Here is a 14,718-nt window from a genome sequence, read left to right on the forward strand (position 1 = left end):
GTAGTAGTTTGTTAATTAAAGTTTCAATCTCCAGATGGATTTTTCCTGTTAGTTTTTGAAATACAATACTAATAGAAATAATGAATTTGGAGGTTTATTATAATGATTACACACATTTCAGATATTAAACTACAAACTGTTTCTATAGAAGGAGTAAAACAAGTATACAGAGATATATTATCTTTTCCGATAAAAAAAGAAACAGCATCATTTATTCAATTTGAAGTAACGCCATACACAACAATTAGTTTTCAGGAAGTGTATGAACCAATTGCACCTGCGCATTTCGCTTTTGAGATTCCATATTCAAAATTTCAAGAAACAGCAAACTGGCTTGAAGGATCTGGTTTACTCATTGTGAAATGGAAAGATGGTCATACAATTGACAAGGAGAGCGGTCGATTCAATTTATACTTTAAAGACGGTGATGGAAATCTTCTTGAAATTATCGCACATAGTTATATTAATGAAGAGGTATTAGTTTCACATTCACCGTTAAACGTTTTATACGTAAGGGAAATTGGTCTTCCTGTTAAAAGTGTACCTGTATTTACGGAGTGGTTGAAATCAAATCTAAATATGAAAACGATGGAAGATGGGGACATTTTCAACTTTGTTATAGGTGGTACTGCATACATTGTTGCAACTTGGTGGCAGCGAGCTTGGATTCCAATTGCTATGAAAGCTTTACCACCAAAAGTACACGTTTCTTTCGGAACACCAGATCAAGCATTTTTACAACGAATACAAAATAATTTGAAGAAAAATAGTGTTCCATATGAATGTAAACATAATGAAGTATTATTTATTGAGCAGGGATATACGTTTACTGTCTTGTATACACCAGAGTTCCGTTCTGATATTGCTAGTAAATTAAACTTACCACTTTCTATTTAGTTATAGAGAGCGGTAAGTTTATATTGTTTTAAAGAATATAAAATCTAGTTATTATGTTGATGTAACATTTGAGCTATTCCTTGACCAAATGGCCAGTTCTCAATTGATGTCTTATGTAAAGTAATGAAAACATCAGCACTAGAGATGTGTAATATAGTAGCTGTGGTAGTTGCTATAGCATTATACAAATCCTTTTTTTGATTCATTGTTCTTCCTGGTCTACACGTAATTGAAACATAAATCATATTATTAGATCGTTTTGTTGAACCCTCTAATAGATAAGAAGGATCATAAAACAGCTGATGAGATGGATAAGGTAAAAACATTTGGAAATAATCGTTTTCGGGGATATTAAAATGTTCCATTAATGAATGATGGATTTTGATACTTACATTTTTTAATAACTTATTATCGGATAATTCTTCAGGATGATAAACAGTAACAAATGGCATATTAGAGCACTTCCTTTCTTTTGAATTCATTTTACTTCCAATCATTTCATTTGTATAATTGAAAATATATTAACTTATTATCAATAAAATCGATAAAGATGGTGTGTCAAATGGAAATAAAAGAATTAATTACATTTAAAAAAATTATTGAAGAAGGAACGTTTTCACAAGCTGCTAAACAATTAAACTATGCCCAATCAACTGTAACAACACATATAAAAAAGCTAGAGAATGAAATAGGTTTTCTATTATTTGAAAGAGGATGGGATGCGAGATTAACAGAAGAGGGAAAACTCTTTGCAGAGGAAGTAGAAAACTTATTAACACATTGGGAGTATTCCAAATCTCAAGCACAACGTATTAGTAATGAAGAGAGAGGGAGTTTAAGAATTGGTCTATTAGAATCTTTTGCTAAAAGGTTAATTCCAATAATATTAAAGTTTTTAAACGATGAAAAACCATATATACATTGTGATTTTGTAGTGGGAAATACTGCACTTTTAGCAGAGATGATTAAACAAAATAAGGTCGATTTTGCGGTGTGTGGACATAATAATAGTTCGAATATAAAATTCACTCCAATAAGTGATGAACAAATTGAATTTATAGTAAACCATCCGAATCATCCTTTACTACAAAAAGATTTTGTTGAAGTATTTGATATTATAGATTACCCCATAATTGTAGGTGAAAATAGTTGTTTTTCATATCAATCTGTAAGTTCTTTATTAGCGGAAAATAATTTGTCTTTTAAGAGAGTATACAATTGTAGTGCTTTGAACCTTATTCCACAAATGCTCTTTGAGAATGCTATAGGAATTATACCCAAAGGTACAATTTTGAATGAAGAAGTACTATCTTTTAAGATTAAGGGTTTTAATTCTAACATTCCGATTGGTATTTTAATATCTACTAAAAATAACAATTATTTAAGTCAAACGAAACAAAAAATTATGAACATCATTAAAGTAGCCCTATAATTGTGCTGAAAATAATTATAGGGCTGTTTTCAATACGTATTTTTCTTTTGGCATTTCAGAGATTTTTGTAATGATAGAATTTATATGAGTAGAAGGATTTCCTAACATTGCAGTGAATTTAAAATAAGGGTGTAGAATACTATATGCTTTAAGGAGGGGAAAACTTGAACTTAGGTGAGCTAATAGCTAAAGGAAATACAGCAGAAATTTATCTGTATGATAATAAGATTGTGAAACTGTTTAAAGAATATCTTCCAGATACAGAGCAGAGTCTATGCTTGAAGTGAAAAAACAAAAATATGCTTATTCATGTGGGCTACCAGTTCCAAACGTATTTGAAGTGACAAAGATACACGATAGACAGGCAATTATTATGGAATATGTAAAAGGGGAAAGTATGGGTGATCTACTGCTTAATAATGTAAAGGAAGCAGAGCATTACATAAATATTTGTGTTAATGAACAAAAAAAGATTCATGCTATATGTGTGAATACCGATGATATGGAATCAATGAGAGAAAAGTTAGAACGACAAATTAAATCTGTACATAAATTGGATGAAAAACAAAAGGAAAATATATTAAATAAGTTAGATGCAATCAAATTTGAACATAGATTTTGTCATGGGGATCTCCATCCATTTAATCTAATTCTCAGTAATGGTAATGTGAAAATTATAGATCGGGTAGATGCTACTTCAGGTGATATTCGTGCAGATGTATTTCGTACATATTTATTGTACGCTCAAGCTTCAGTAGAATTAACTGAAATGTATTTACATATATATTGCAGAAATACGGGCTTATCAAGAGATGAGATCTTTCAATGGGCTCCTATTATTATTGCAGCTAGGCTAACTGAAAAGGTGTCAGCTAATAACAATGCATTACTAAATAAATTAATGATTCAGTATTGTAATTAAATGAGTAAAATTATTGGATTTTGCTTACAAAGAATATAGTAGTAAAAAAAAGGAGTCTGTTTTATGAAAACTGATGAATCGATTTTATTGAATACCGAATTTGAGAAATCCGCTCCTGCGCTACAACTTTCGAAATTACATAAGCGATTCGGTGAATTTATTGCAGTAAATCGTATTGATTTAACTATTCCAAGTGGTTCTTTTTATGGAGTTGTTGGACCTAACGGAGCAGGAAAAACTACATCTTTATCGATGGCTGTTGGTTTGTTACGACCGGATGGCGGAAACGTTAAAGTTTTTGGGATTGATGTTTGGAGTAATCCAAAACAAGCTAAAATGCTGATTGGAGTATTACCAGATGGATTGGCTTTACCAGAAAGACTTACTGGTCGCGAATTATTAACATATATGGGGTTGTTAAGAGGAATAGATGCCAAAGAAATTGCTCAACGGGCAGAAGAATTACTCGCAGTATTAGAGTTAAATAATACTGCGGGGACTCTAGTTATTAATTATTCTACTGGTATGCGTAAAAAACTTGGTCTTGCACTTGCACTCCTTCATGCGCCAAAATTACTTGTTCTCGATGAACCGTTTGAGGCGGTAGATCCCATTTCTGCAACTACTATTAAAAAGATTTTACAGAAATTTGTTAGTTCAGGTGGTTCTGTAGTATTTTCTAGTCACGTCATGGCATTAGTTGAACAACTTTGTGATCACGTTGCAATTATTTCGAAAGGGGGAGTACTTTCATCTGGAAAGATGGAAGATGTTTGTGGTGAAGAAAAACTAGAGGATATTTTCATTCGATTAGTAGGCAAACCCGCCGCTAAAGGAGGGGAATTGTCTTGGTTAATGTTTTAATTCAAATGAAGTTATCAATACTTAAACATTCAATGAATCGTGGCAGGGCAGTTCTATTTATTATGACAGGATTAGTCGGTTTGTTGCTAGCAATTGGAACTATTCTACTTTTTTCTTTTTATCCAACAGAACAAACTATATCAAAAAGCATTTTATATGTAACATTCGCTATTTGGACACTAGGGTGGATTATAGGCCCGATGCTTACTGGAGGAGACGGAATATTACGTCCTGAATATTTTGTGCTGCTTCCGCTCAATTCTTATAAACTAGCTAGGATGCTTCTCGGTGTAACTTTTATAGGAGTAGGCCCACTCGTTAGTTTTTTAGCTTTCATAGGATTATTAATCTATGCAGCTAGAATTAGTATATATGCAATTATAGTTGCGGTCCCTGCAATTATTTTACAGTTAGTTTTTGTAGTGTTGTTATCAAAAGTAATAGTTAGTATTATGAGTGAGGCGATGAAATCAAGAGTTGGTATGGAAATGGGAGCAATGTTCATTGGTTTCATCATTGCATTTCTAAATGTGGGCTGGTATGCACTTCCTGTAATCAATAGAATAATATTTAATGATACTGTGCTACTTTACATGATGCCATCTAGTTGGACGATACTTGCTGTTGAGTACGGAAGTCAATCTAATTGGTTATTAACTAGTGTTTTCTTGAGTGCAATAACAATATTATGTGGACTTCTTTTATTTATATGGACTACATTATTGACTAGAAGTACAGTGAGAGATTCTAAAAAAATCAAAAGTGAGATTACTAATAAGCATTATAGAAAATTTTTAAAAATCTTTTTTGAACCTAAAATAGGAGCGATCATAACTAAGGAGCTAAAAAGTTGGGGGAAGGATCCACAACGAGGGCGTTTCTTGCGGATGGGAATATGGATAGGTGTATTTTATGGGATTATAGTTACAATTGCGGATATACCATACTTAATGCCTTGGGCGGGAGTAATTATGATTGTATTTACAAGTATGTTTGCTTGTAATTTATATGGTTTCGATGGAAGTGCGTTATGGCTAACGTTGGTGACACCTGGCGCAGAAAGGATTGACGTGCGTGGCCGCCAATTAGCTTGGTTGATAGCTATTGGTCCTGTGGCAATTTTAACTACAATAATTTTCACTTTTTCTAGCGGACTTACTTTTATTTATCCATGGATATTTGCAGTAATCCCGGCTTTACTTGGTGGGGCAGTCGGCCTTATTGTCGTATTTTCAGTAGTTAACTTAATTCCAATTACTGATCCACATCGTCGTGGAAGAGGAACGATAATACCTGGTGACGATATGAACGCGAGTAAAATGTTTATAACTACGTGGCTCATGCTATTGATGGTGCTAGTAACAATAATACCCGCTTTACTAGTTGTATGGTTAGGGACATCACTACATATACAATTCTTACAATGGTTAGGTATACCGACTGGGGTTTGTACGGGACTGTTTTTAGCATGGCTGTTAGGGTGCATCGCTTACAAAAAACTTGAAAGAAATGGTCCTGAGTTGCTATTTGAAATGAAAAGTGGAATGAAAATAAATAGTGATAATCACAAAAATAAAGTTCGTAATAAAGCAATTGAATTACCCAAGAAAAAACTTGCCGTTGTTGTTCTTTTTGTATTTATAGGAATCTTTTTTTTAGTTCACCAAAGTATAGTACCAATAGTCTTTGAAATATTTGATGTGGATGAAAAAGTCCGTCTTTTCTTTCTTCCGCGCTACCTTCCCCATATTTCTCGTATTCCTGTAAGTATCATTTTCGCTGTACTAGGTATTACTTTTTTGTATAAAGCAATATTAATTAAGAAACAGCACGTAAAAGAATCACAACTAATAAAAGATGATATGTAAAACATTCTTAATCAATCGAGTTTTTAGCGGATGTTGTTCAACTATAGTTAAGTAGTTAAACAACATTCGCTTTACATATTTATTAAGGAATAATTTTTTTCAAGTTTTAGCCTATAAAGATTCATTATCCGTATTTGTTCCTCAGTTAATTCCTCTTTATCCCAATACATATGCATTAAACTGTATTCAAAAATCTCCTTTAATTTTATAAACAAAGGAAATTTGTCCATCATTTCTTTAGGTAGTTCATTTTCTTCTTGATACCCGTCAAGAATCGCTTTTGTAATAGAATTTTTATAGTCAACAATATTCCCATTTCCAGCAAATGAATATTCTATTGCGCTATAGATTGGAACGGCTAAATCAAATATATAAAAATGTTTTTCACAGTCTTGAAAATCAATCATTGTTAAGTTTGAATTATTTTCAACTAAAATATTTTCTAACCATAAATCTCCGTGAATTAAGCCGTAATTCGAAGGGGATTTTTGCAACTCCTTTATAGAAGTTAAAACGTTAGATGCAATTTCTCTTATAGTTGTTTCTTCTTTAGGGATATACTTAAGAAAATTATATTCTTCATTCTCATACCAATCGTTAATATATTTAACCGGTTTAGCCCTTTCAAAGCTTTTAGATATACGATGTAATTTTCCGATTTGTTGACCAAGCTTTTTAAATATAGTAGAATTCCATTCGCACCTGGGTAAATGTATACCAGGAGCAGCTTTATATAATACTGCAAAAATCTCCTTGTCTAATGTTAATTTTTCTACAAGATCCCCTTGTAAAGAAGGGAGTATTGGTGGAACACCTAAGCCGTTTTGATATAAAAAATTCGTATATGTAACTTCCTCTAACTGTTCTTCATATGTTTTATAGTTTGTAATTCTAATGAAGTATGTACCTTGTTCTGAGAGACATTCATACATCTCATTTGTTATTGGTTTAATGTTAATAAAATGTAACGAATATTGTTCATTTATAAACTGAAGTATGTCTTTTTCTAACTCGTTCATTGTAACGTCCTTTCCAAATTTAGATTTTAAAACGTGAAAACTAAAGAATCCTAATTTACAAAATTCGTGTTTAATTTTTCAACTCCTTTAAAATGAAATATCATGTAATCTGTTTGTTAATAATTAGTAAGGTGTTGCCAACATACTAGTTAACGGAAATTGAAAAATTAATAGAAGGATGACAAAATAAGATAGCTGAAAAAATATAAAATTAATACTTACATATAAAGTCTAAAGGTTTTAGAGGAAAGCTCATGTTATAAAACACAAGAAATATCAAAAGAAAAAAATGAATCCCTCTTATACTTTTCAATAAGGAGTGAACTAAATGAATGAACATATACAACAGATGATTGACTGGATTGAGGGCAATTTAAAAAAGGAATTTTCATTAGATGAATTATCCCGTTATATGGGGTATTCCCCTTATTACTGTTCTTTTAAATTTCACCAAGTAACAGGCATTAGTATTAGACGCTATATTCTTTTAAGAAGATTATATTTATCTACGGAGGATTTGACGAATGATAAAAAGATAATAGATATTGCATTAGATTACGATTATTCTTCGCAAGAGGCTTATAGTAGAGCTTTCAAAAGTGTTTTTGGAATGAATCCGAGAGAATACCAACTTAACAAAATGCCAATTCAATCATTTGTTAAACTTAATATAAATATAGAAGGAGTCGATAATATGGATATTTCTAGAAAAATAGAGGTTGAACAGTTACGAAATGAGAAGAGTGAGTTGTTTGCTAAAGATGTACTTAACATATTGAATGGTCAAATGATGTATGAAGAATTTAAAACCGAGAAGCTAATGGGGGAGTCTGATTATGCGCCATTTAACGAGGCAATGTGTATAAATGCAACTACTAGACAAGTTTTTGATGATGAGTTTATTAAAACAAGAGTAGAAGGACATAACAGTTCAGTAGAAAGTTATACAAAAAAGGTGATTAATCCATTAAAAAAACTTTTTACAAAAGAGTACAAATGTATTGTTTTATGGTTTGGTGAAGATATGTTCTGCCAAATGAACCTACTTACTATCCTTTCATACCTTGAACAGTCTTCTTATGAAGGGAAGGTATACTTAAATAGCTTCAGAGAAGATGAATTTAAAGTAAATCAAATTGAGCTTGAATTGGGACATTATTTTTTGATATACAATGAAGTATTAGTAAACCATAAGAAGACTTTCTATAAGGTACCACCTGTAATGTATCAGGCTATAGACTTATATTTAGAAATGCTAAAAGAAGATAATGCTGTAATGAAATTTATCTCTAAAAATAAAGATTTATCAACTCAAGAATTATTAACGAAGTTGTTTCATCTTTTTCCTGCAATCGGATATGGAGATTCTCAGTACATAGAACTGATTAATAAAATAAAGAAGAAAGCTACACCAAAAATATAGGTGCAGCTTTCTTCTTATATTTGTTCAATTAATTCTAATTCTTTTTCTACAAATAGCATTAGTTCTTTGATGGTTTCACCAGAAAAATCAAAACGAATCCCGGCTACTTCATACACTTCTTTTATAGATTTTGAGCTTCCTAGTGATAATGCCTTTTTATAATTTTCTAGTGCCTGTTTAGGATCTTCTTTATATTGTTTATACATTTGTAATGCACCTAGTTGTGCGATTGCATATTCGATGTAATAGAATGGAACTTCAAAAATATGAAGTACTGGTAACCAGCTCGTCGCTATCCAGTTTTCGTAACCATCAATTTGTATGACACTAGATCCATATGTTTTTTGAAGTTGTAAGTATTGCTCATTTCTTTCTTCAGAAGTATGATTTGGATTTTCATAAAGCCAGTGTTGAAACTGATCTACGATAAGCATAACAGGTAAATATGAAATAACATCTTTAAAGAAGTTAATTTTTGCTTGTTTTAAATCTTTTTTGTCTGTATAGAAGGTATCCCAATAATTAAGTGAGAATAATTCCATTGTCATACTAGCTAGTTCAGCTGTTTCAGCGGGAATTTCTATATACTGTCGTAATTCTAATGGTTTTATGAGTTCGTTATGAATGCTATGACCCATTTCATGTATGAAAGTGATAATATCATCTTGTGTATAGTTTAAGTTCATAAAAATAAAAGATAATTGTGAAGCTGGTAAGTACTCACAAAAACCACCAGCTGCTTTTCCTTTGCGGCTTATTAAATCAAGACAATCGTGTTTATGCATTCGGTTTAAAAGTGCTGAAAATTCAACATCAAGTTTATTGAAGGTATGAGTGCTTTTTTCAATTAAATCATTTTCATTTGCAATTGGTTTAAGTACTTTTTGATCTGGAGTTACAGCTGATACATCCCATAGATGAAGCGTATTCACTTGCAGTTTCTCTTTTTTCTCTAGCAATATTTTATCTTTAAGAGGCACAACATACTTACGTATGGATTCAGCAAATAAATTATAAACAGAATCAACCTGTTACCATTGATATAAAAACTAAGATTAGCGATGATGAAGTAGAGGCAAGAGAACTTGGACAGAAAATAAAAAAAGAAGTTGAAGGTGTACTTAATACAGAAGAAGTAAAGAAATGGATTGAAAATGATTCATATGCTATTGGGATTTACGATATAGACAATCGAAAAATTAACTAATTGAGGAATTAATGCTATATGAATGAGAAATCTGTGTAATTAAATATAGAATTGCTGAAGGGGGTGTAAAATGTATAAGTATTTACATGTTTTAAATGACATAGAAAATATGATTCAAAATGGAGAGGTAAAAGAAGGAAAAAAATTACCGTCTATAAGGTCACTCGTTACGCAATATGAATGTAATAAGGCAACAGTTATACGTGCACTTCATGAACTAGAAAAGCGTCATATTATTTATTCCGTGCCTCAAAGTGGATACTACGTTGTTAAAAAATCAGGGAATACCATAGAAAATAACGAGATAATTGATTTCGCTTCTTCAGCACCAGATCCAGATGTTTTCCCGTATTTAGATTTTCAACATTGTATTAATAAGGCTATTGATACTTATAAAAATGATTTGTTTGTATATGGAACACCGAAAGGGTTATCATCTTTAATACCGGTTATTCAAAAGCAACTGGCAAACTATCAAGTCTTTACAAAGGAAGAAAATATTTTTATAACATCTGGTGTTCAGCAGGCGCTTGCTATATTAACTTCCATACCATTTCCGAATGAAAATGAAACTGTATTAATTGAACAGCCAACATATCATCTATATATTGAATATCTAGAAATAAATAAAGTTCCTGTAATCGGTATTAAACGTACGAATGAAGGTATAGACTTGAATGAATTGGAGCGTATATTTCGAACGGGAAAAATAAAATTCTTTTATACGATACCGAGATATCATCATCCGCTTGGAACTTCTTATTCTAAAGATGAGAAAGAAAAAATCGTATTATTGGCTAAGAAATATAATGTATTTATAGTGGAAGATGATTATTTAGCAGATTTAGAAACTGATTCAAAAACAGATCCTTTATATAGCTTGGAGAATTGTAATCATGTGATATATTTGAAAAGTTATTCAAAGATTATTTTCCCAGGATTACGAGTTGGAGTCGCAGTTATTCCATCATCCATTGCAGATCCTTTTTATACATATAAAAAAATTTTAGATATTGATAGTCCAATGATATCTCAAGCTGCTTTAGAAATTTATATAAAGAGCGGTATGTTTGAACGTCATAAAAATAAAATTAAATCTTCCTATTATAATAGATCAATAAAATTAGCAGAAACATTAGAAAAAGTACAAAATGAAAATCCATCATTATTTACATATAATAGACAAAACACATCGGGAATACACACTTGTTTAGAAATACAGAAAAATATCGTTACAGCAACACTTATACAAAAATTAGATGACATTCAAATAATTATCGATACTATTGATAAGAATTATATGAGGAATTTTCCTAAAGGAAAATTGTTAAAGTTAAATGTTTCGAATGTAAAAGAAGATAAGATTGAAGAAGGTATTCGTAAAGTAATTGAGGAAATTAAACAATCAGGACAGTTGAATTTTCAGTTTAGAAAAGAATAATTTGAATTAGGAGGTTTGTTGTGAGACGCAAAGTAATTCTCTTGTTTGTATGTATCGCTATAATAATTGGAGCTATAGTTGTGACTAAATATTATAAAAAAGAGGATCAATGCATTGCGGTTGCTAAGTATTCAAGAGGTATTATCATAGATCAAAATAACGAACCTATATCTAATGTGAAAATTTATGAAGATTCTATTGAAAGTGAGGAACGTAGTATTTCAAATGCACAAGGTGAATTTGAGATGCCACATGGTGTTTGTGGTGAAATTGTGTTACAAGTGGTTACTCCAGATGGCGGAATTTATACGAGAAAATATGATAGTGAACATATACCAAAAGTAATAAAGATGGAGTATAAAAAGTAAGAAGAATCATTTTAAACCAATGCAAGGTGAGTATGTTAAATCAAAATTGATAATTTTTTAGAGCACTCAATAGCTAAGTGCTCTTTTTGTGTATGACATAAGTGCATTGTGTGGAAAAATATACCAATAAATGATATCCTTAAAATATAGCTTTTATTTTGAATAGGAGGGCGATGGAGTCTATGGCGGTACGTATAGTCGATGATTTACAGCAATTATCTTTGCTTCTTATGTTTTTAAGTACATTTATATTTTACAGATATTTAAAAAAGATTAAACGAGAGAGAAAATTGAGTGGTTTCGAATGGACAATGTATTTTGTCACTCAATTTGCGACATTAATTTGGGCAATTACTTATTTTATTAAACACTTAGCAGAATCGTAAATTCTAATCATTCAATCTAGCTTACTGTTATCTATTAGGTGTATAAATATAGTCTGTATCTAAATCGATGACAACATCGCTTATGACGTCTTCTTGTAATAATTTTGGAATTTTTTCGTATTGATATCGTACACAAAATAAGCTTAGAAGGTCCTCATTAGATATCTCTTCATTTTTTATATTTGAATACATTGTTATTAATTCGTTAATAGAACAGTTATGGCCGATAACATACTCATGTATTCTATATCCATCAAATTCAATTATCATGTTATCACTGCTGGATGCTAGCCAACGTTATAGCTTAAAATTTGGATAAAACATCCACATGAAATATATTATACTTCACTCACACAATGTTTTGAAGAATTGAGATCAGGGGTAATTAAACAAAAGTAAATGTTTCATATGAATAACGAAAAAATAGAGAAAATATTTGTCACAAACCTCACATCTGTTTCGTCCCATTTATGATTACTAAATGAGGAGGAACATATATGAAAATATTTGTAGCAGGTGCAACGGGTGTTATAGGACGTTCTTTATTACCTATGTTAATAAAAGAGGGGCATACGGTATTTGCAATGATTCGTAATGAATTACAAGTAGAAGCAATGAAGAAAATTGGTGCTATACCAGTAATAGCTGATGTGTTTAATCGACAGGCTGTATTTTCTGTATTGGAAGAAACAACTCCCGATGTAGTTATACATCAATTAACGTCATTGTCTACATGGAATTTTGAGGATAATGCAAAAATTAGAACAAAAGGCACTCGTAACCTTGTCGATGCCGCAAAAAATGTAGGGGTAAAGAAAATAATCGCTCAAAGTATTTCATGGGCGTATGAAGCAGGGGATACATTTGCGACAGAAAAAGATTCACTACATATTACTGCTCCTATGCCTCGGCAAATCACTGTTAATGGCATATTAAAATTAGAATCAGCTGTTTCTGAGTTACCAGAGTCGATTATTCTTCGCTACGGTGTATTATACGGGCCGGGAACATGGTATGCGGAAAACGGCTTAATTGCAAATCAAGTTCGTAATAATGAAATGATTGCAACAGATGGGATAAGTTCTTTTATACATGTCGAAGATGCCGCTAGAGCAGCTATGTTAGCTCTTAATTGGCCTCTAGGAATCGTAAATATTGTAGATGATTCCCCAGCAACGAGTAAAGAATGGTTACCAATATACGCAGCTGCAATTGGGGCACCGGCTCCTAAAGCTCAAGCTGGGAAAAATAGTTGGGAAAGAGGAGCCTCAAATTATAAGGCACGTAAAGAGTATGGATGGACACCTTTATTTCCATTATGGTCTGAAGGATTTAAAAATTTGATAAGTATGTAAAATAATCCTTTAATGGGAATGCTAATAACATTCACCGTTAAAGGATTGGGCTATTATGAATATAATTTGGGAAAGTATTATTTTAACCCTTACTGGAATTATTGTTTTAAAAATGACAGGTAGTACATCTGTTAGCCAAATGACGAGAGCTGAAATAATTATAGTTGTATCAATTGGACGTATTATTGTAGAACCTGTATTAAGTAGGAAAGTAGTTCCATCTATCTTTGCCGCTATCATATTTTCGGGCATACTACTTATCATTCATTTCTTTGAATTGAAATCACGGAAGGTGGAGCAATTCCTAAATGGAAGTAGCATTGTAATTGTTGAAAACGGAAAGATTGTAAAAGCAAATTTGATACGGGCAAAAATGTCAGAACAACAACTTTATATGCAATTAAGAGAAAAAGGGATTCATGATGTGAAAAATTTACAGCAAGTTACAGCGGAATCGAATGGGCGTATTGGTTATCAATTAATAAAACAAGCACAACCAATAACTTTAGACATGTTAGAAAAAGTATTAGATCAATACAATATAAAAAGATAATTTTTCATGAGAAACAGCCAATACTACAATAAAAATATTGGCTGTTTTTTTATTTTCTATAAACGTAAGGATTAATAAAATAGGGTAGATTTTTAACCAATCTTTATAATAGATATAGGCTTATTATTATGCTATATTCAATGGGGCTACGATGACTAAGGTAAGTCGTATGAATAGAAGAAAAAACTATATACCAACAACACAAAAAATTTGCCTTTACTTTGATACTAAAAATGGATTGAAAATAAGGAGATAGATACATAATGGAATTTTGGGAATCAAGTTTTATTGAAAAACAAACGATGTGGGGATTTGAACCTACAGAATCCGCAATTATGACGAAAGATTTTTTTCTTGAAAAGAACGTTAAGGATATATTAGTTCCGGGTATTGGATATGGAAGAAATGCAAAGGTTTTTATTGATAATAGGATAAATGTAACAGGTATTGAAATTTCAAAAACAGCCATCGATTTAGCAAAGCAAAACGGACTAGAAAATATTAGTATGTATCACGGTTCAGTAAATGATATGCCTTTTGATAACAATCTTTATGATGGGATATTTAGTCATGCACTTCTTCATTTGTTGAATAAGCATGAGTGTGAGAAATTTATTAAAGATTGTTATAATCAGTTAAAACCAAGCGGATATATGGTTTTTACAACGGTTTCTAAAAAAGCGCCAATGTACGGAAAAGGGAAACAGTTGGACCAAGATTATTTTGAGATAATGGAAGGTGTAAAAATGTTCTTCTATGATTCTGAATCTATAAAACATGATTTTAATGAATATGGACTAGTACAAGTTTCGGAAATTGACGAACCAAATAAGAACATGGAAAATAAGCCTTCAATCAATTTTCTAATGATAAAATGTAAGAAAGAACAATAAATAAAGAATTGTAAGTATTACTAACAATCTCTATATGTTGAATATGAACCAATAAAGAGGACGAGCATATATTATAAATACCTCTTAACT

The 14,718-nt window shown here is 31.3% G+C and carries 14 protein-coding genes and 3 pseudogenes; 13 read left to right on the forward strand and 4 right to left on the reverse strand.

Annotation, left to right across the window (positions count from 1 at the left end; translation table 11 throughout):
- Window positions 1–102: 102 nt before the first annotated feature.
- On the forward strand, window positions 103–897 hold the full coding sequence (locus JDS81_RS19210) for a VOC family protein (protein WP_070173213.1): 795 nt from the start codon (window positions 103–105) through the stop codon (window positions 895–897).
- A 44-nt stretch (window positions 898–941) separates the two neighbouring features.
- On the opposite strand, the gene JDS81_RS19215 is transcribed toward JDS81_RS19210, so the two are convergent.
- On the reverse strand, window positions 942–1,349 hold the full coding sequence (locus tag JDS81_RS19215; RefSeq protein WP_097952769.1) for a tautomerase family protein: 408 nt from the start codon (window positions 1,347–1,349) through the stop codon (window positions 942–944).
- 110 nt (window positions 1,350–1,459) lie between these two features.
- Between JDS81_RS19215 and JDS81_RS19220 the strand changes: the two genes are divergently transcribed.
- From JDS81_RS19220 to JDS81_RS19235, 4 genes and pseudogenes are all read left to right on the forward strand, one after another.
- Window positions 1,460–2,329 carry a LysR family transcriptional regulator gene (locus JDS81_RS19220; RefSeq protein ID WP_000403090.1) on the forward strand — a complete coding sequence of 290 codons (870 nt, stop codon included), beginning with the start codon at window positions 1,460–1,462 and terminating at the stop codon, window positions 2,327–2,329.
- 164 nt (window positions 2,330–2,493) lie between these two features.
- Window positions 2,494–3,251, forward strand: a pseudogene (locus tag JDS81_RS19225) (phosphotransferase family protein).
- A 63-nt stretch (window positions 3,252–3,314) separates the two neighbouring features.
- Entirely contained in the window at window positions 3,315–4,115 is an 801-nt protein-coding gene (locus JDS81_RS19230) for an ABC transporter ATP-binding protein (RefSeq protein WP_097952767.1), read from the forward strand.
- Entirely contained in the window at window positions 4,100–5,983 is a 1,884-nt protein-coding gene (locus JDS81_RS19235) for a hypothetical protein (RefSeq protein ID WP_097952765.1), read from the forward strand. The genes JDS81_RS19230 and JDS81_RS19235 overlap by 16 nt, the downstream gene beginning before the upstream one ends.
- Before the next feature lie 71 nt (window positions 5,984–6,054).
- On the opposite strand, the gene JDS81_RS19240 is transcribed toward JDS81_RS19235, so the two are convergent.
- A complete protein-coding gene (locus JDS81_RS19240; protein WP_097952763.1) occupies window positions 6,055–7,002 on the reverse strand; it encodes a phosphotransferase enzyme family protein in 948 nt (315 codons plus the stop codon).
- A 328-nt stretch (window positions 7,003–7,330) separates the two neighbouring features.
- On the opposite strand from JDS81_RS19240, the gene JDS81_RS19245 reads away from it, so the two are divergent.
- On the forward strand, window positions 7,331–8,425 hold the full coding sequence (locus JDS81_RS19245) for a helix-turn-helix domain-containing protein (protein WP_097952761.1): 1,095 nt from the start codon (window positions 7,331–7,333) through the stop codon (window positions 8,423–8,425).
- 14 nt (window positions 8,426–8,439) lie between these two features.
- On the opposite strand, the pseudogene JDS81_RS19250 reads toward JDS81_RS19245, so the two are convergent.
- A pseudogene (locus JDS81_RS19250) lies at window positions 8,440–9,429 on the reverse strand (M3 family oligoendopeptidase); the annotation flags it as partial.
- On the opposite strand from JDS81_RS19250, the pseudogene JDS81_RS19255 reads away from it, so the two are divergent.
- The 4 genes and pseudogenes from JDS81_RS19255 to JDS81_RS19270 all read left to right on the forward strand — a co-directional run.
- Window positions 9,423–9,632 (forward strand): annotated as a pseudogene (locus JDS81_RS19255) (DUF4030 domain-containing protein); the annotation flags it as partial. The pseudogenes JDS81_RS19250 and JDS81_RS19255 overlap by 7 nt on opposite strands.
- Before the next feature lie 70 nt (window positions 9,633–9,702).
- The gene (locus JDS81_RS19260) at window positions 9,703–11,073 is read left to right on the forward strand and encodes an aminotransferase-like domain-containing protein (RefSeq protein WP_097952759.1); all 1,371 of its coding nucleotides are present in this window, start codon (window positions 9,703–9,705) and stop codon (window positions 11,071–11,073) included.
- A gap of 20 nt (window positions 11,074–11,093) precedes the next feature.
- Complete coding sequence (locus tag JDS81_RS19265) at window positions 11,094–11,441, forward strand: serine/threonine protein kinase (protein ID WP_097952757.1); 348 nt, start codon at window positions 11,094–11,096, stop codon at window positions 11,439–11,441.
- Between the two features lie 182 nt (window positions 11,442–11,623).
- Window positions 11,624–11,827, forward strand: coding sequence for a hypothetical protein (locus JDS81_RS19270; protein WP_000290883.1), 204 nt, complete (start codon window positions 11,624–11,626; stop codon window positions 11,825–11,827).
- A 27-nt stretch (window positions 11,828–11,854) separates the two neighbouring features.
- Here JDS81_RS19270 and JDS81_RS19275 read toward each other — a convergent pair whose 3' ends face one another.
- Complete coding sequence (locus JDS81_RS19275; protein WP_097952754.1) at window positions 11,855–12,097, reverse strand: hypothetical protein; 243 nt, start codon at window positions 12,095–12,097, stop codon at window positions 11,855–11,857.
- A gap of 227 nt (window positions 12,098–12,324) precedes the next feature.
- Here JDS81_RS19275 and JDS81_RS19280 point away from each other — a divergent pair, with 227 nt between their 5' ends.
- The 3 genes from JDS81_RS19280 to JDS81_RS19290 all read left to right on the forward strand — a co-directional run bounded on the left by JDS81_RS19280 (window position 12,325) and on the right by JDS81_RS19290 (window position 14,628).
- Entirely contained in the window at window positions 12,325–13,182 is an 858-nt protein-coding gene (locus JDS81_RS19280; RefSeq protein ID WP_097952752.1) for an NAD-dependent epimerase/dehydratase family protein, read from the forward strand.
- A gap of 55 nt (window positions 13,183–13,237) precedes the next feature.
- The gene (locus JDS81_RS19285) at window positions 13,238–13,735 is read left to right on the forward strand and encodes a DUF421 domain-containing protein (protein WP_097952750.1); all 498 of its coding nucleotides are present in this window, start codon (window positions 13,238–13,240) and stop codon (window positions 13,733–13,735) included.
- A 263-nt stretch (window positions 13,736–13,998) separates the two neighbouring features.
- Window positions 13,999–14,628, forward strand: coding sequence for a class I SAM-dependent methyltransferase (locus tag JDS81_RS19290; protein ID WP_097952748.1), 630 nt, complete (start codon window positions 13,999–14,001; stop codon window positions 14,626–14,628).
- The last annotated feature ends 90 nt before the right edge of the window (window positions 14,629–14,718 follow it).

It is taken from the genome of Bacillus cereus group sp. N31 (assembly GCF_016483245.1).
Classification (GTDB): Bacteria; Bacillota; Bacilli; order Bacillales; family Bacillaceae_G; genus Bacillus_A; species Bacillus_A toyonensis.

What these genes read in the sequence shown, in the direction of transcription:
- JDS81_RS19210 (WP_070173213.1), top strand. Translation starts at nt 103, where the DNA reads ATGATTACACACATTTCAGATATTAAACTACAAACTGTTTCTATAGAA.
- JDS81_RS19215 (WP_097952769.1), bottom strand. Translation starts at nt 1,349, where the DNA reads ATGCCATTTGTTACTGTTTATCATCCTGAAGAATTATCCGATAATAAG.
- JDS81_RS19220 (WP_000403090.1), top strand. Translation starts at nt 1,460, where the DNA reads ATGGAAATAAAAGAATTAATTACATTTAAAAAAATTATTGAAGAAGGA.
- JDS81_RS19230 (WP_097952767.1), top strand. Translation starts at nt 3,315, where the DNA reads ATGAAAACTGATGAATCGATTTTATTGAATACCGAATTTGAGAAATCC.
- JDS81_RS19240 (WP_097952763.1), bottom strand. Translation starts at nt 7,002, where the DNA reads ATGAACGAGTTAGAAAAAGACATACTTCAGTTTATAAATGAACAATAT.
- JDS81_RS19245 (WP_097952761.1), top strand. Translation starts at nt 7,331, where the DNA reads ATGAATGAACATATACAACAGATGATTGACTGGATTGAGGGCAATTTA.
- JDS81_RS19260 (WP_097952759.1), top strand. Translation starts at nt 9,703, where the DNA reads ATGTATAAGTATTTACATGTTTTAAATGACATAGAAAATATGATTCAA.
- JDS81_RS19270 (WP_000290883.1), top strand. Translation starts at nt 11,624, where the DNA reads ATGGCGGTACGTATAGTCGATGATTTACAGCAATTATCTTTGCTTCTT.
- JDS81_RS19275 (WP_097952754.1), bottom strand. Translation starts at nt 12,097, where the DNA reads ATGATAATTGAATTTGATGGATATAGAATACATGAGTATGTTATCGGC.
- JDS81_RS19280 (WP_097952752.1), top strand. Translation starts at nt 12,325, where the DNA reads ATGAAAATATTTGTAGCAGGTGCAACGGGTGTTATAGGACGTTCTTTA.
- JDS81_RS19285 (WP_097952750.1), top strand. Translation starts at nt 13,238, where the DNA reads ATGAATATAATTTGGGAAAGTATTATTTTAACCCTTACTGGAATTATT.
- JDS81_RS19290 (WP_097952748.1), top strand. Translation starts at nt 13,999, where the DNA reads ATGGAATTTTGGGAATCAAGTTTTATTGAAAAACAAACGATGTGGGGA.